The sequence below is a fragment of the Periweissella ghanensis genome (assembly GCF_918814755.1).
Lineage (GTDB): Bacteria > Bacillota > Bacilli > Lactobacillales > Lactobacillaceae > Periweissella > Periweissella ghanensis.
Genome location: NZ_CAKKNT010000024.1, coordinates 1 through 17,298, shown reverse-complemented (window position 1 = coordinate 17,298; position 17,298 = coordinate 1). Strand labels below are relative to the sequence as shown.

The 17,298-nt window shown below is 38.8% G+C and carries 16 protein-coding genes; 3 read left to right on the top strand and 13 right to left on the bottom strand.

Going from position 1 to position 17,298, the window contains the following annotated elements; genetic code table 11:
- Nucleotides 1-71: 71 nt before the first annotated feature.
- The 9 genes from LQZ76_RS07725 to LQZ76_RS07685 form a co-directional block, all read right to left on the bottom strand.
- Complete coding sequence (locus tag LQZ76_RS07725) at nucleotides 72-923, bottom strand: metallophosphoesterase family protein (protein WP_230099149.1); 852 nt, start codon at nucleotides 921-923, stop codon at nucleotides 72-74.
- Between the two features lie 17 nt (nucleotides 924-940).
- Complete coding sequence (gene hisJ / locus LQZ76_RS07720; RefSeq protein WP_230099148.1) at nucleotides 941-1,810, bottom strand: histidinol-phosphatase HisJ; 870 nt, start codon at nucleotides 1,808-1,810, stop codon at nucleotides 941-943.
- Between the two features lie 3 nt (nucleotides 1,811-1,813).
- A complete protein-coding gene (locus LQZ76_RS07715; protein WP_230099147.1) occupies nucleotides 1,814-2,836 on the bottom strand; it encodes an ABC transporter ATP-binding protein in 1,023 nt (340 codons plus the stop codon).
- 9 nt (nucleotides 2,837-2,845) lie between these two features.
- Complete coding sequence (locus LQZ76_RS07710) at nucleotides 2,846-3,643, bottom strand: ABC transporter permease (protein WP_230099146.1); 798 nt, start codon at nucleotides 3,641-3,643, stop codon at nucleotides 2,846-2,848.
- A 1-nt stretch (nucleotide 3,644) separates the two neighbouring features.
- Nucleotides 3,645-4,466, bottom strand: coding sequence for an ABC transporter permease (locus LQZ76_RS07705; protein WP_230099145.1), 822 nt, complete (start codon nucleotides 4,464-4,466; stop codon nucleotides 3,645-3,647).
- A 17-nt stretch (nucleotides 4,467-4,483) separates the two neighbouring features.
- A complete protein-coding gene (locus tag LQZ76_RS07700) occupies nucleotides 4,484-5,575 on the bottom strand; it encodes an ABC transporter substrate-binding protein (RefSeq protein WP_230099144.1) in 1,092 nt (363 codons plus the stop codon).
- A 353-nt stretch (nucleotides 5,576-5,928) separates the two neighbouring features.
- Nucleotides 5,929-6,627 carry an NAD-dependent protein deacylase gene (locus LQZ76_RS07695; protein ID WP_230099143.1) on the bottom strand — a complete coding sequence of 233 codons (699 nt, stop codon included), beginning with the start codon at nucleotides 6,625-6,627 and terminating at the stop codon, nucleotides 5,929-5,931.
- Nucleotides 6,628-6,641: 14 nt separating this feature from the next.
- A complete protein-coding gene (locus tag LQZ76_RS07690) occupies nucleotides 6,642-7,637 on the bottom strand; it encodes an IpaB/EvcA family protein (RefSeq protein WP_230099142.1) in 996 nt (331 codons plus the stop codon).
- Nucleotides 7,638-8,876 carry a hydroxymethylglutaryl-CoA reductase, degradative gene (locus LQZ76_RS07685; RefSeq protein ID WP_230099141.1) on the bottom strand — a complete coding sequence of 413 codons (1,239 nt, stop codon included), beginning with the start codon at nucleotides 8,874-8,876 and terminating at the stop codon, nucleotides 7,638-7,640.
- A gap of 146 nt (nucleotides 8,877-9,022) precedes the next feature.
- Between LQZ76_RS07685 and LQZ76_RS07680 the strand changes: the two genes are divergently transcribed.
- Nucleotides 9,023-10,951, top strand: coding sequence for a GTP-binding protein (locus tag LQZ76_RS07680; RefSeq protein WP_230099140.1), 1,929 nt, complete (start codon nucleotides 9,023-9,025; stop codon nucleotides 10,949-10,951).
- A gap of 277 nt (nucleotides 10,952-11,228) precedes the next feature.
- Here LQZ76_RS07680 and LQZ76_RS07675 read toward each other — a convergent pair whose 3' ends face one another.
- The 4 genes from LQZ76_RS07675 to LQZ76_RS07660 form a co-directional block, all read right to left on the bottom strand.
- Nucleotides 11,229-12,608: a hypothetical protein gene (locus LQZ76_RS07675; protein ID WP_230099139.1), complete on the bottom strand. Its 1,380-nt coding sequence runs from the start codon at nucleotides 12,606-12,608 to the stop codon at nucleotides 11,229-11,231.
- Nucleotides 12,609-12,780: 172 nt separating this feature from the next.
- Nucleotides 12,781-13,836 carry an alcohol dehydrogenase AdhP gene (gene adhP, locus LQZ76_RS07670; protein WP_230099138.1) on the bottom strand — a complete coding sequence of 352 codons (1,056 nt, stop codon included), beginning with the start codon at nucleotides 13,834-13,836 and terminating at the stop codon, nucleotides 12,781-12,783.
- 144 nt (nucleotides 13,837-13,980) lie between these two features.
- A complete protein-coding gene (locus LQZ76_RS07665) occupies nucleotides 13,981-14,739 on the bottom strand; it encodes a tyrosine-protein phosphatase (RefSeq protein ID WP_230099137.1) in 759 nt (252 codons plus the stop codon).
- An 18-nt stretch (nucleotides 14,740-14,757) separates the two neighbouring features.
- Complete coding sequence (locus LQZ76_RS07660; RefSeq protein WP_230099136.1) at nucleotides 14,758-15,132, bottom strand: hypothetical protein; 375 nt, start codon at nucleotides 15,130-15,132, stop codon at nucleotides 14,758-14,760.
- 218 nt (nucleotides 15,133-15,350) lie between these two features.
- Here LQZ76_RS07660 and LQZ76_RS07655 point away from each other — a divergent pair, with 218 nt between their 5' ends.
- Both LQZ76_RS07655 and LQZ76_RS07650 read left to right on the top strand, forming a co-directional pair.
- Nucleotides 15,351-16,178 (top strand): metallophosphoesterase family protein, encoded by an 828-nt coding sequence (locus LQZ76_RS07655; protein ID WP_230099135.1) that lies wholly within the window; start codon nucleotides 15,351-15,353, stop codon nucleotides 16,176-16,178.
- 496 nt (nucleotides 16,179-16,674) lie between these two features.
- Nucleotides 16,675-17,211: a hypothetical protein gene (locus LQZ76_RS07650; RefSeq protein ID WP_230099134.1), complete on the top strand. Its 537-nt coding sequence runs from the start codon at nucleotides 16,675-16,677 to the stop codon at nucleotides 17,209-17,211.
- The last annotated feature ends 87 nt before the right edge of the window (nucleotides 17,212-17,298 follow it).

Here is a 17,298-nt window from a genome sequence, read left to right as displayed (position 1 = left end):
AAATCGGTAAATTTTAAAAATAAATAGCACCCATTTTCGTGATAAAAATGGGTGCTATTTATTTTATCTATTTAGAAATTAATTACTCGCGTATCATAGTGATCGGCATATAAATCAATCACCCGCACACCTCGTGCTAATTCACCATACGTATTGTAACCAGTCACATTACCATAACTTAGTTCAACACCATCAACGCTACTACGGTAATTGTTTTCATGGTCATGGCCAACGAATAAGGCCTTCACATTTTGTTGCTTGATAAAGGCATAGAAGAGACCTGAACTATACCAACCAGAGCAAATCTTTTCACCCTTCATACCTTCAAGGATATTATCTTCCGCCAAGTAGTATTCAAACAATGGAATGTGCATAAAGGCCAAATCAGTCGCAGTTGCATCGCGCTCAATCGCTTGATTGTTAAACCACATCACTTGTTCCGGTTCTAAGGTAGCATAACCTTCTTTAACGGCGGAATTAAAGTAATCACCAGAATCCCAAACAAAAATCCGGTTACGAACTTGATCATCTTGGTAAACATCAAGCGTGTAATTTTCACGATCGTTAATCACGAATGCATTTTCCTTGGTGGCTGGATTAGCCAACATGTTTTCGTAGTTGCGTAAATCCGCACGACTAAAGTTACCTTCTGTATCGTGGTTACCATAAGTTAAGGCAACTGGGACCCCGCTACGGTTTAATACTTTAAATAATTCTGCTAATGATTCTTTGGGTGCTTCATTGATTTTACCCCAGATTAAATCCCCGGTAACCATAATCAAATCAAAATCATTAGCAGTTAATACTTGTTCAATCCCCGCTAAAGTTCGTTCGTCTTCTTCCTTTAATGGAAATGTTCCCAAGTGAATATCAGTAATTTGACAAATCTTAAAAGCAGCATCTGCCGGTACAGTTAACTTCATGTTTAGTTCCTCAACTCTTATAAATACATTTCTTGATCGAGATAGACATTGTACCCCTGATCAACAGCAGCAACAGCATGGGCATCGGCCCCATAAACCATTGGAATTCCTAGCACAAGCGCTTCGCGAATGATGTCAAAAGTTGGGGATGGCTCGGTTTGTGTTGCACGGGGAATCCCTGACATATTGCAATCTAACATCACGCCTTGGGCTTTAACTAGTTGCAAGATTTCAGTTACTAAGGCACTCGTTTGGGCATCACACCATGTTGTTTCATTTGGAAATTCATTACGCCATTTACGATACAACGTAATGTGGCCAATCCGCCCTGGCTTATTCTCAACTTGCCATTCAATCGCTTCCTTAATCGTTTCTAAATAAGCATTAGCAACCCCAAGTGGGCTACCATATTCCGCTAAGACCCCATCTATAAAGTCTTCGGCACTGTCATCAACGGCGCGTAATCCATCTTTAGTTGGTAAAAAGTGCACTGATAAAATCGCATCATCAATTTGATCAGCATATTGGGCAAGTGCTGCCGCCGTATATTCGCGACCAAGCTTCAAGTAGTCAAACTCAAAACCCGTTAAAATCGTAATTTGATCAGCATACTTAGCCTTCAAAGCGGCCAATTCAGCAAAATACGCAGGTAAGTCTTCCGGCTTCATACATGCCGTTGTAATGGCGTGTTCCGCGCCTGTTACATTAGCATAAAATTCTGGGGCCATCGGAAAATGTTCCGTCACCGTATACGTCTTAAAGCCTGCTTCAATAGCTTTTTGAATAAACAGTTCCACATTTTCACCAGAGCCATGTGGGCAAAATTCAGTATGTGTATGACCGTTCCAAGTCCGGCGATCAATTTGTAAAAGACGTTCTAAATTCATGCTTTAACCAACTTTCTTGATTTCTGTAACCTTGAGATACACTTTAATGTGATCATTAATCGTAAAGTTAATGTTTTGGTTCATGCATTCCGCTTTAACAATGTGTCCAGTTGCCGTCTTCAAACTGTACTCAACGCGGTTACCTAAGACCGCCATCTCAACAACTTGCCCTTCAATTGGTGCATAACCATTTAAATCAGCTGGCATCACGTGTTCCAAAAGTTCCGGACGAATAATGTATTGGCCGTCTGGTTGAGCAGTTCCTAAGCCAAGTTTACTTAAATCAGTGCCCGTTAAAACATTATGGTTACCAATAAAGTCCGCCACAAACATTGTTTTAGGATTAGTGTAAATATCCATCGCTGAGCCTTGTTGTTCTAATTCACCTAAACTCATGATTAAAACATCATCAGAAATTGCCATCGCTTCCGTTTGGTCGTGCGTCACAAAAATCATCGTAATTCCAAGTTCTTGTTGGTAACGTTTAATCTGATTACGTAACTCAACCCGCGTTTTAGCGTCAAGGGCACTTAAAGGTTCATCCAACAGTAATAATTTAGGTTCTAAAACCATTGAGCGGGCAATGGCTACCCGTTGGCGTTGACCACCTGATAAATTAGCAGGATAGTAATCACGTCGTTCCGTTAAACCAATCACAGCTAACATATCCGTAACAGCTTTTTCAATTTCAGCCTTTGACTTCTTTTGTACCCGTAAACCATATGCGATATTATCAAATACCGTTAAGTTAGGGAACAACGCATATGATTGGAAAATCATGCCAATATTTCGTTGGTTAGGTTGTAAGTTCGTAATATCTTGGCCATCTAGCATAATTTGACCAGCAAACGCTTGGTTCAAACCAGCAATTGCCCGTAATACGGTGGTCTTACCACTACCACTAGGTCCTAAAAACGATGTTAAAGTCCCTTTCTTAATATTAAAACTCAAATCCTTAATCACTGTGTTGCCATTAAAGCTAATATTCAAATGACTGACACTTAAAAAGTTGTCCGTGTTAACCATAACTTGTTGTTACTCCTTTGTAGACCGTTTTTGACTTGAAACTATCTTAATTAAAATAAATGCAATGATACCAAGGAAAATGAAGAAAATAATTGTCAGCACACTCGCTGCATTTCCGTTGGTGTTCATTAAGCGGTACATGTAGATCTTCAATGTTTCGTATTGACCAGTTAAGAAAATATTGGTAATTACATATTCGGTAAAGGCGGTGGCAAAGGTTAATAATAATCCAACCATCAAGCCGGCCCGAATGTTTGGTAAGACGACCCGAATAAAGGCCCCTAGCTTACTATCACCGAGTAATTGGGCTTGTTCAAACATGCCGCGGAAGTCATCCCCCATAAAGGCATTGTTCAAACTTTGATAGAACGCTGGTAAACAAATTGCGGAAATCGTCAAAATCAAAATTAATAATTTAGGTACTGGTATACTACCGTACAATTGCACTAACCCCGTTACCAAAACAATCCCAGGAATTGAATATGGCAAAATTGAGAGATACCGTAACTTTTCTTTTAAATTTGGATTGTAGACATTAGCGTAAAAGATTACCGGCAAAAAGGCCAACATTGTCACTAAAACGACCGCAACAGCCAAAATTAATGAACGTAACGTTGATGGAATAAAATCCGGATCCGCCGTTAACACGCCATACCACTTAAATGTTAATCCGCTTGGTAAAATCGTTTTAACCCAAACCGTTGAAATTGAATAAATAAATGTCGCCACAATGGGCCCAAGTAAGAATATCGCAATCAAGATAATAATTAATCGCGGTAGCCATTTATCGACACTGTGTGCTTTCATACTACTTCCTCTTTCTGTTGATGATTCGGTTACCAGCTAACACAAGGATGGCCATCACAGCAGCAAAGATTGTTGCTAAGGCACACGCAAGTGGTACGTTGGCATTAAGTGAACCGTCAATTAACGACCCAATCACGATGGGAATTGAAATAAAATTATTCCCAGTTAAGGCATACATCGTTTCGTATGTACCCATCGCATTGGCAAATAAAATAATAAATGTTTCGATAATGTTTGGTAGCAAGATTGGTAAAATAATGGTCTTAATAAAGAAAGAGCGGTTTGCGCCCAATACTAAGGCAGCTTCAAACCACTCTTTCTTGATTTCTTTCATTGGTGCATAGAGGAACAAAATTCCCAGTGGCACTTCAAAGAAGGTGTAGGCCAAAATTAAACCTTGCAGTGAATAAATACTAAAATTACCAAGAAAGCCAATGTGCAATGTGTGCGCTAAGGCTTTAGCAATTCCGGCATTCCCAAAAACAATAATTAATGAAAATGCTAAAGGGATTCCTGCAAAACTTGCTGCCAAGTTAAACAAAATAATTAAAATGTTTTGTGTCCGTTCAGCTAACCGCGTAATCGCCCAAGCTCCCAAAATCGAAATTACTAACCCAATGATTCCCGCAATTAATGAAATCCATAAACTGTTGAAAATCGCCATCCGATAGTAGTTCTGGCCGAAAATGGTCGTGTAATTACTTAATGTAAAACCACCATCCATGCCTTGAAAACCCGCAATTACCATGACAATAACTGGTAAAATTAATCCAATTAACATCACCAAGCTAAACGGAAAAAATAACTTGACCTTTGAACCCATATTTCACGCTCCTAAAATTACTTACCTAATACTTCTGATTGCCACAATTGGGCTAACTTAAGTGTTATTGCGTTCCAAGCATCAGCGTCCTTAACGTGGTAAACGTCCTTGTAATCGCTGTCTGGCAACAATTGGGCAGCAATGTCAGCTGGTAACTTAACATCAGTCCGGATTGGACGAGCAAATCCTTTGGCCAAGTTAATTTGACCAGCATCTGACAAGATGTAGTTACGAGCTAATTTAGCAGCATTGGGGTGGGCAGCATTTTTGTTAATAACTTCAGCGTAACCACTCATTACTGATCCATCAGTAGGAATCGTAATCTTGTAACGACTGTTATCACCGATCAACTTACGGTAGTTAAGGGCGTTAAAGTCCCAAACGATAGCAACTTGCGTTTCACCCTTTTGAAGGTTTTGCACCGTCAAGTTGTTAGTTGATAAACGGTGTTCTTTTTGTAATTTTTGGAAGAACTTAATACCAGGTTGGATGTCTTTTTCGTTACCACCATTGGCAACCGCAGCTGCAAGCACCGCATATTGTGATTGTGCAGCCGACGTTACATCCCCAAGGTCAACGTTGTATTTACCATCAGCAAGTTGCTTCCATGTAGTTGGGGCATCACTTGCTTTAACGTTTTTAGTATCCGTAATGAAAGCGATGGTTCCTGTGTAACCAGCTGACCAGTAACCTTTAGAATCTTTAGCCCAGGCAGGAATTTCATCCCAGTACTTAGTTTTGTATGACATCAAGAGGTTTTGCTTAACGGCAGTTGGGGCCACGTTGATCCCAATATCACCTAAGTCAGCCGCATTGGCAGTTTTACCAACTGATTTGAAGTTTTGTAATTCTTGAGCACTAGACATATCAGTATCTTGGTGCTTCAAGCCATACTTGTCCTTCAAGTCGTTCCATGTACCAACCCAGTTAGCCCATGTATCAGGCATCCCAACAGAACGAACCATACCTTCTTTTTTCGCATTTTTAGTGATGGTTGTTAAGTTATCAGAAGTCGCTGAGTCGCTCCCTTTTGTTGAACAACCTGCCAATAAAGTACCAGTTAAAGCCAAACTTAAAACTAAAATTCCAGATTTCTTGCCAAATCGCATCAGAAAATCCCCTTTCATTCAATATCCATAACTATACGGGGTTTATATTTAGATTTAAGACATGAAGCTGTAAAGCTTTGTATCAATTTTATTGGTATTTTTTACTTTAACAGCTATTACAAATTGCTTTAAAGCACTTAATAGTCCCTTGTAAATCCCTTAATAATAGTAATTTGTCAAATAATCTGCTCAGAAACCGGCCTTTTTCAGGACCTCCTTGCATATCGTTTATGTAACACATATTTACTTTCCATTTACATATAGCGTATATAAATTACTACTTCTGCCGTAATAGGCTTGCAATAAAAAAGAGCTTCTTGAATTTCGCAAAATCCAAGGAGCTCTTTTAATATTTATACTTCAAGACCATTAAATACCGCAACCGCATCACCAATTGTTTGTTCAACAAAAGCTGGGGCTGGAATTCGTTCCAAATTAATCGCCACCACTTGGGCATTCGGTTGGGCGTATTCTAATAAACCGGCAAACGGATAAACGACAAAACTTGTCCCGACAATAACAATCAAATCAGCGTCATGCACCCATGCCATCGCTTGGTTAACGCGGAATGGAATTTCACCATATAAAGTAATATTAGGTCGTAATAAAGCCCCATCAGCCCGCCGCATTCCGGCTTGGTATGCTTGGTAATCTACATGCTGATTATCTGTCGGCGCGTAAATATCATAGATGTTACCATGAAATTCAATCACGTCTTCCGCCTTGGCGTCGGCTTTTAAATGTAACCCATCGACATTTTGCGTAATGATTTTAGCTTTACCTTGCTGCGTTAAAGCGGCCATTTTAGTATGAATCACATTTGGTTGGGCCTCTGGATAAAACATATTATCCATAATAAATTGATACATTGCTGCTGGTTCATCGCGTAATGCATCAGTACTTAACAAATATTCTGGGCGTAAGGTTTGGTTGTGGTACAACCCATTTTTCGATCGATAATCGGGGATCCCTGAAGCTGTCGATACACCGGCTCCCGTCATAAAAACAATCTTTTTCGCTGCATTAATCCGTGCTTGTAAATCAACTGCCATTGGTCACTCCTTAATTAATCGTTGTCAGCTTCGCTAGCTTCTTCTTCACGTAATGTGTATGGCATAGCAATGCTATCAAATAATTCTTCAACCGTCATATCATATAATTGTTTGAACCATTCCGTTGAACCACCCGTAACTTCTTCAGGCACTGAAATCACAAAGCCGTTTTGACGATCTAAGCGATTCAAACCAACAAAGGCGCGTTCGCCAGTCTTTTTATCCAACATTTCTGAATGGAAGACCTCAAAAATTTGGCGCACTTGCATTCCGGCTTGGCGTTTTGAAAGGACACTAGTTAACGTGGCGTATTCGGTTGCGTGTAATGCTGGCATGTGCCAAATTGCCATTTGTTCATCAAAGGCTTTGAACAACTTAACAATCGCCCGGCGCATACTAAATGGTGAATTGATCGGCTTTTTAGTAATAACCGCATTGATGTTTTTGGCCGCTTCGTATGCTAATGGGTAATCTTTCCGGAAGCTGGCCATGTACTTACGTTTGTCATCATCTTCACTATAGAAGGCAAAAGCATCTAATAACGTTAATAACCGTAAGGCGGCTTCATCATCATTTTTAGGACCTTCAACGGTTAATGTTGCTGTCACCCCTGCCGCATAGGCTTCGGCAACTTCGGCTGTCATTAAACCGTGCTTGCGTTGTTCTTGAACAATGACTTGGTGTGCCACAACGTCATACAAACGCGTCGTCATACTCATCATTTGTTCGTTTAATTCTTGGTCATCAAATTTTAAATCAAACATCACTTGGGGAAAGCCCGTTAATGACATTAAGATGTGCATCAATTCGTGGGTCGCCGTGTAATCAGGGGCGGTTACATCCGTCACTTGAATTAATAAACGACTGCCCATCATGTCACGACTCGCTTGATTATACGTGATTTGACCACTCTTTTCGGCACCCAAGCGCACCATGATTTCACCAGGGAAGATATCATTGATTTGCTTTAAAAGTTGTTGTGTTGCTTGTCCTAAACGTGCTTCTGTCATTTATTTTTCTCTCATTTCTGTTAATAATTGGCGTGCTGTTTGCATATCAGCATGCGCCGCTTGTTGTAGTTGGGTTACTAAAACTGGTACTTCCGCAATCGTGGCACCCACGGCTAAAGCTAAGGATTTTAATTGTAGTTGCATATGTCCTGCCTGAATACCACTAGTCACTAAAGCCCGTAACGCCGATAAGTTTTGTGCCAAACCAACGGCCACAATTACTTGTGCTAACTGACTAGCTGAATCCACATTTAGTAATTTGTGGTTCGTTTGCACTAGCGGCACAATACTAATTGAGCCACCGACAATTCCCACCGGCATTGGCACCGTAATTTCACCATATAACGTAGTGTCATCACACGTCCAAGTTACTAAATTACGATATTGACCATCCCGAGCCGCATACGCATGCACCCCGGCACTAATGGCGCGCCAATCATTGCCACTAGCCATCACAACGGCATCAATCCCATTCATGACCCCTTTATTTTCAGTCGTCGCCCGGTATGGGTCACGCTGGCTAAATTGGTTAGCTAGCACAATACGCTGTGCAATGTCGGCGGCTTCAAATCCAGCTTTCGCAATAGCTTTAAAGGGTAACGCAACTTTAGCCGTTACTAATGAACTCGTCGCAAAATTAGATAAAATTGCCATCACAACATTACCAACTTGCTGGGCTTTAAAATAACCGGCAACCGCTTCACTAATCGTGTTGACCACATTTGCTCCCATAGCGGCTTGCGTATCAATGTGCAAATCAACTGATACAAAACCAGACCCCAAATCACGGGTGGTAATCCGCTTTAATCCACCCCCACGTTGGGCCATTGATGGATGTGCAGCATTTCCAAGGTCAATTAAGTGCGCCGCTTGGTTGGTAACTAACGTCTCAATGGTACTAAAATCAGCGTCATTGATTAAAACTTGCCCGATCATTTCACGTGAAACATTCGTTGTGTGAACGCCCCCACCCATATTAATCATACGGGCTCCGTTAGACGCCGCCGCAATAACGGATGGTTCTTCCGTCACCATCGGTACTTGATAGGCATCGTCGTTGATGATGATATTGGGCAAAACCCCTTCCGGTAGAGAAAAACTCGTGATATAGTTTTCAATCATTTGTTCATTAATTGCTGAATAATTGTGGTTGAGTAATGCTTTTTCACTGGTACTTAAATTAGTATTAGCATCGATTGCTGCTAAGCGCTGTTGCCAGTTCATTTGATGAAATTTCATAATTTGCCTCTCTTTTGTCGCTATATATTTTATCATGTTTACTAATGTCCTAGCCACATGGAACTGCCTTGATTCCGTGCTTCCTAGTTTTTTAACCGCTAAATTGCTAAAATAATAAGTAACATTGACCTTTTTAGGAGGCACATATGAAAATTACCATTGGGGTTTATGCCCACGTTGACGCCGGCAAAACGACTTTTAGTGAAGCGCTCTTATATGAAGCCCAAACTATCACTTCGCTTGGCCGGGTCGATAAGCAAAGTACACTATTAGACTACCACGCGATTGAACGGACTAAGGGAATTACCGTTTTTAGTGATACATCGCATTTCAGCTACCTTGATCAAGCATTTCAATTACTAGATACCCCCGGCCATATTGATTTAATGCCGGAAATGGAACAAACCTTACCGGTCGTTGATGTCGCGATTTTAGTTATTAATGGTAATGATGGAGTTCAAAGTCATACCCTGACGTTATCCCGCATGTTAAAAAAACGCGGCATCCCCACCTATATCTTTATCAATAAATTGGACAGTCAAACGAGTGATTTACAAGCGTGTTTAGATGGCATCGCTAACTATTTAACCTCCGATAGTTATTACTTAACTAGTCGCGCTGATTTAAATAGCACAACTTACTGGGAATGGTTAGCTAACTATGATGAAACCATGCTCGAAGCAGTGCTCGCTGAAACGGCTACTCCGGCCTTAGCTTTGGCGGCAACCCAACGCGTAATTGCTAGTGGTGAGGCCCTATTAATTATGGGTGGCAGTGCTTTAAAGCAAGTTGGGATTAGTGATTTTATGACGTTAATCGCTGAAACTACTGTCGTGCCAGCTGTCCCTAATCCGAATGATTTTGGGGCATATGTATATAAAATTATCTACAATGATAAAAATGAACGGGTCACCCTTTTAAAAATCACGAGTGGCCAATTAGTACCGCGTACGAGCATTGTTATTGGGGATGAAACCGAAAAAATTAATGAACTCCGGCGTTATTCGGGCGCACAATATCAACAAATTGAGCATGCTGAAACTGGTGATATCATTGGGGTAACTGGATTAAAATCAACCCAGATTGGGATGGGCCTTGGTAATTTCATACCAGATTTTACCGTGGCAAAAAAACCAATGTTACGGGCCACGATGACTTCACCGCAGCCGTTTGACACTAATTTTTATCAAGTAATCCAACATATCACCGAACAAATGCCGTTAATCGAGCTCCATTTTCCCAAAGACACCCGCATGATTTATATTGATTTTGTTGGTAAAATTCAGCTGGAAGTTTTCCAAGATTTATTAGCGCAAATGACGCCGTTTCAAGTTGATTTTTCAGAATATACCGTCTTATATCAAGAAACGATCACGGATATGGTCATTGGTTATGGTCACTATGAACCGATTGGTCACTATGCTGATATCACTTTAAAATTAAGTCCAAGTGATCAACCTGGCCTAAGTTTTAGTAGTGAAGTGTCTTTGGAACAACTATATAAACAAGCTCAAAATATTATTGAAGATAGCTTGTACGCACGCCCCCAAATTGGCGTCCTGACTGGTTCACCATTAACTAAAATCCACGTCACCTTACTTGCTGGTAAATTAAGTCTCTTGCATACAAGTAAAGGTGATGAACGAGCGGCGACTTGGCGTGCTATTCGTCAAGGTCTCGAGCAGGCCCAATCGCAAGTCTTGGAACCATGGTATGCGTTTGAAATCATCGTTCCCACCGACTACATGGGCCGGGTTTTAGCGGATATTCCTAAACTACATGGCCAATTTAATCCGCCAGTGATTAATGGGGATGTTTGTACGATTGATGGTCAAGGACCCGTCCGCGATTTTGCCCAATATCCAGAAGCGTTAGCATCATTGTCAAAAGGAAAAGGCAGTATCCAATTTGATTTTTATGACTACTTACCTTGCTACGATGAAGCAGAAGTTATCGCGGCTATTGGTTATGAAAAAGATCGCGATTTGGATTACCCTTCAAGTTCAATTCACTTTAAAAAGGGGGCTGGCTATGAAGTTAAGTGGCAAGAAGTCCTTGCCCGCCGCCAAAGTTAACTAAGCATTGACAGTAAAACGCCACCATGGTCGAAGATTTTTCTTCAGCCATGGTGGTGTTTTTCGTTAATAGCTACTTTTTGGGCACAAAAAAAGAACTAACCAAACGGCCAGTCCCACATACCTATACTACATATCAAATATATCTTATACACTTATTGTACGCTTTTTTATCGAGTTGTGAAGCAAAAAAATTCAAAATTTCAAGAATTTTTATTTTAATTTTTCACGAAATATTTTTTATGTAATAAGTAAATCAATAATAATTTTTTGGTTATCAATATTCATCAATAACGTCTTCTTCAATCAATAACAAGGCATATTCCAAGTTATTCGCATACTCACCTAAAACCTCTAAACTGAGGCGTTTTTCAAAACGTTCCGCCCGCTCAACTTGATATTCAATCAATTGAATCATTTGTTGCAAAAAATTATTGGGGCGTATCACGAGAAAATTTTTCAAATGAATAATTTCATTGGTTATCTTAAATAACTGCATATCTTCACATTCAGCCGGGTGCTCAATAGTATATGTATACCATTCGCTACGTGGGGTCTGGATGACAGTTGCAATCTGTTGCTCGATTGTCGCTGCAAAGCGCGAGTTAAGCGCATTGCTAAAGGTATTTTCAAGTGTAAACCGGCCATCTGTTTCAGCTGTTAGATACTGCCGTTCAAAATCATAGGACTTACTGCCAACTTGTGTATCGCTAGTCGTAATTCGAATTGGTAAATACCCTTGTAATTTTAAGATTTCAGCTTTTCGTACATTCGTCGCTAAATCAGACACCCGCCGATACAATGGATCTTCAATCCCCGCTTTTTCAATTGATGACGTAATAATTTTTTGTAACCGGCCCGTGACAATATTAATGACTGCCTTGGCAACATAACTAAACGTGCCATCACTATTTTCACTAACCCAGATAATGCGATCGTGCGGGCTTTGCATATATGATGGATCATAACCTAGTGCTTGCGCTTGGTTGATCTTTTTATCAGTTGCGTATAAGCGCGCCGTATGGAGATTAGCTTGATAGCGATATAGCGTTGCTAAATCAAGTAATTTACCCGCATTTTGATAAGCCATTAAATCGGCTTCAATTTTATCCGCAATGCGACGTAATAATGGCATATCACAACCGGCTAGTTGATTTTTAAATAACAGTAATTCATTAATAACTTCCGCGGTAATTTCTTCAGGATCGTTAATAAAAACGCCGACCGCGGCATTTTGCTCAAGTAAACCATAGATTAACGCTTTATTTTGTTTTGGATGGAGCGTATTTTCAATCGTATATGGTCCGTGAATAACAGTAGCCAAATAATCCGTTAAACGATATGAAAAACCACGCGTACCAGCTTTGCTATAGCCTGGCCGATTATCAATTACGAGCGGCTCAAACCCCATTTCGATTAATGGCAAATATAAATCTTCTTCATTAGTTAATTTAGGTAGCATCATCGCTTCGTTTGATTCGACAAAAGCCCGCCGAATATCTGTTGATTCAAGAAATTTAACTTGCCCCGTGATAATCCCAATCGTTGCATAGGTGATGAATGTACGCCCATTTTCGGTTTGGCGCGTCCAGACAATTTTTTTATTATCTGCAAGAGCTCCAATTGCACTATTCAATTTTTGTTCAAATGCTCGCATGCCTTGGTCACCTCCCCTTCGCTTTCTCCATAGAAACACCTTAGGAGAAATTTATTTTTATTATACTAGTATCTACCCCTAACGTAACCATTAATTATACTAAAAGTGGCTAGGATAAGCTTATTTCCTAGCCACTTTACTGTTTATTAATTTTTATTGCCTAAATATTGCATTATAAGCGGGTAAAATCAACTACTTTACGGCCCGTAATTTGACCAGCCATCATGTCTTTAATCGCGTCATTAATGTCAACGAAATCAATTTTTTCAACAATTGGGTTAACTTTACCTTCGGCGCCAAATTGGAAAGCTTCTTTTAAATCAGCGCGTGTACCAACAAGGGACCCCCGGACTTCAATCCCATCTAAAACCGTTTTAGCAATATTTAATGCCATATCACCTTGTGGTAATGCCACGGCTACTAATTTACCCATAGGCCGTAATGAAGCAATTGCTTGGTCAAAGGCAGCGGCGTTAACGGCGGTAACTTGTGCATTGTGGACCCCACCAGTTAAACGTTGAATTTCACCAGGAATATCAGCGACATTGTGCCGATTAATTAAAATATCAGCCCCATTTTGTTTGGCTGCAGCTAATTTATCGTCATTCCCATCAATGGCAACGACATGGGCCCCAAAAACATTGTGGGCATATTGAACAGCCAGATTACCAAGGCCACCAGCCCCGTGAACAGAAACCCATTCACCAGGTTTAGTTTCACCAACCTTAAGTGATTTGTACATCGTTACCCCAGCACAAGTAATTGATGACGCTTGCGCGGGATCAAGGTCTTCGGGTACTTTAACGGCATACTTAGCATTAACGACCACTTGTTGGGCCATCGCACCATCAATGGTGTAACCAGAGTTGCGGACATTGCGACAGAAAGTTTCATTACCAGAAACACAGTAATCACAAACCCCACAAGCATCGTAGAACCAAGCGATTGACACGCGATCACCGACTTTTAAGTAATCTGACGCGCCATCAGCCAACTTGGCCACGCGGCCCACCCCTTCATGGCCGATAACACGACGAAAAGCCCCATTACGGCTCCTAAGTTCATTCGGGTTACCAAAATCACCATTAGCACAGTGAATATCTGTGTGACATAAACCACAATATTCGACATCAACGAGGGCTTCACCAAATTGTAATGCTCGTGGTTGCCAATCTTCTAAAATATCTACAAAACCATCTGGGACTTGACGTACAACTGCTGCTTTCATGACTTTTGCCTCACTTTATTGTGTTTATTTTCTTCTAATTTCTCAACACAAACATTGTACAATATTTCACATTAAAAAGATAGTGAAAAGAGTCACAAAAGATAAAAAAGCTAGCCTAAGCACACAGCTTAAACTAGCTCTTGATTATGCTAAATATTGGTTACGTAATCCGGCAATGACATCACTTGATAAGCCTAAGCCATCATTAGCTTTAAAGTAATTCGCAATTGAGCCAAAATGCTCCTCAATCGTTGCAAAACTATGTTCCAAATATGATTGCTTAACATACAGCATCGTTTCAATCACAGAAAGCGCATCTTCTGTTAGCCCTGTCTGCCGATAATTAGCAATAATCGCATCATTAGCAACTTTCCGTGCTGGATTTGTGGCTAAATAATCTTGCATAATTTGGTTAGGTGTGACTTGAAGACTAACTAATAGTAAAGCAGCAGCTACACCAGTCCGGTCTTTACCCGCAAAACAGTGAAAAATTGCGGGCCCTTCATGCGAGACTAACCCATCCAAAAAGTTATGCAATCCTTCCCGACCGCTTTGAGATAAGACAATTTCGCGATACATATCTTTCATCACATCATCGGCTTTTTCTCCATCAAAATTAGATGCAAATACTTCAAGCGACGCTGAATGACCACCAGCATCGCGCATTAAATCAATATGATAGTAATCTACTCCGCTAAATTGATCATCAGGTTTGTCAGTAATTTCCTTATTACTGCGAAAATCGTAAATTTGATTAATCTGATAATTTTCAAAGAGCAATGTGCGCTCAGGGGCGGCAATATCAACTAGCTCGCCACTGCGAAAAACTAGATTGGGTTTCATTTTTTGTTTATTGATAGTTGTAAAATCATTTAAACCACGAAAGTTAACTAGTGTATCCATTCGTCAAACTCCTATTATTTAATCTTGAGCGGGGGCTTCGTATGCATCAACCAATTCATTGATTTGCGTAATAAATTCAGCAGCAAAAATTGGATAATCTTCAACTAATCCTAACAAATCAGCGATATTATCACCTGCAATTGTATCAAAGTACGTAATTTCAGCAATTAATTGCTTATTACTTTTATCATCATCACTAATTTGACTAAATTGTGTAACTTTAGCTTGATATGCTGTCATCGCAAGGTCATTGACTAATGGTTCCGCCAATTCACCACCCCGTTCAATAATTGTTGCTTCCATAATTTTGAGGGCCGCTTGTAGCGTTATAATTGTTGTCTCTGCTAAGGTTTGCCGTGCATTCCGATAGGCAAGCGTTGTTTGTTTGTCCATTTTATAAACCTCTTTTTCTTTATCATCAAATTATAGCGTTAAACACAATTAAAATACCAATGCTATTTACATAATTAGCATATCAATTTGTTGCATTTACAAACCTTTTACAATATTGTTACCTATATGTTATTAAACATAATAGATTAAACTAGTATCATAAACATCAGACGTTTAAAAGGTTCATTATATAATATATCTAAAAGGAATATTTAGCTATGAAAAAAATTATTCAAATATCTGACTTACATCTCACTTCCGATGGTCAGCTTGATGCCTATAACCAAAAAACTGATCCGTATACTAAATTACAACAAATCTTTGATGATATTGCATTAAAGTATCCTGATATTGAATTAATTGCCCTTACAGGGGATCTTATTCATGAAGGTGTCGCTTCAGATTATACTAGATTAAAAACTATTATTGATACTCAAAAAGAAAAACTTGGTGTTAATATTCATGTAATTTTAGGTAATCATGATCGAACGCCAGCATTTTTCGAAGGTTATTTAAACCAAGCACCACAAGATGAATATTATTATGTTATCAAAAGTGATACGACATCATACTTCTTTTTAGATACAAAGTATGATGCTAATGAACAAGGTATGTTATCTTCTAAGCAACTTGCTTGGTTACAAGAAGAACTAGATAAAGATACTACCACTCCTAAAATATTATTCACACATCATCCTATCTATGGACTTTCAGTCTTACATCGTAATGATAGCCTAATTATTAATAGCGATCAGCTATATGAAATTATTCAAAATAAAAATGTCATTGGTGTTTTATCTGGCCACCTTCACTTTACTACTACTAATTATTACAATAATATTTTGAGTATAACTGCTGATTCTAGTGCTTATCACATTGACTTGACTGATCAACGCTACGCATCTTTTAAAGATTCTATTAGCTATAATGTCATTACTTTTAACGAACATAGTTTAGGTGTTGAAAACGTTTATTTACGTTACGATGCTAAACCTTGTTTACAATATTCTTTTGCTGACAATACTTTTACCATTCCAAACGATTAAAAATAAAAGCCTCATGGAACCCGGCTTGGTTCTATGAGGCTTTTCACTTCAAAAAATAGGTCACATCTATTTTTGTTTATTAACTTAAAAGCATTGAAAAGTGCAGTGTATACAACAATGATTTAAAATCTTTACATATTAAATACATCATATCTATTTTTAATTTACAATCATTTAGTATAGTTAATATTATCAATTAGCGCACTTGATAATTGATATTTAATATAGAAAATAAACTGTTTATACGTTGCACAACTTTGGGAGATTATTATGATTACATTATCAACTATCACTGCATTTTTTATCGCTCGTAAATTTAAAAATATCGTGGCATTTGTAAAAGGTAAGTTTAACATCGGTGGGACAGAACTAGAAAAGTAATTAGTAATTATTTCTTTTCACTAAACTTAGGAGCTTAAAAAAACTGTGTTAATTACCATATCAACACAGTTTTTTCTTTTATCTACCTTTTAAATTAACTTTATGGAGAAGCACCATGCAAAAACTAAAGGAAAGCCAGCTATTATTTCTACCATTTTTAATAAATAAAGGCTTTCTTGTCATTCCTTATTTATTAATTGTTTATTTTAGAGATGTTTTTGGTATTACTTTACTTGTTCCGTTTATTATTTTATCTGAACAAGTTAATCGCTTAAATTTATCATATCAACTAAATTTTAAAAATCGCCGCCACCATTATTTACTATTAATAGTATTACTAACCGCTTTTATTTTATTACTGACCGCATTAATACTTCCAAGTATTAGTAACCTAGGCTTTGCTAATATTCTACTAGTCTTGCTAACGATATTAGTACCGATTCTTATTCTAGTTCAATATTTAATGCCAAATTTGAGCCACCGTCCTTCAAAACAGGTCCGTTTACTTGTTTTTACCAGCGGGGTCGTTAGTAATTATTTATTTATATTTTTACCAATATATATCCATTTATCATTAAATACATCTAGTTTAATAAACAAGGTTTATCTACCATTACTAATTGGTACCGGTGTCGCCGTCAAGTTAAATTGAGCCAAAAATAGTCAATAAAGTTGAGCCACATTGATCTAAAACGGTCAATAAAATTGAGCCGTTTCTTCCTTTTTAATTTTTAAATAT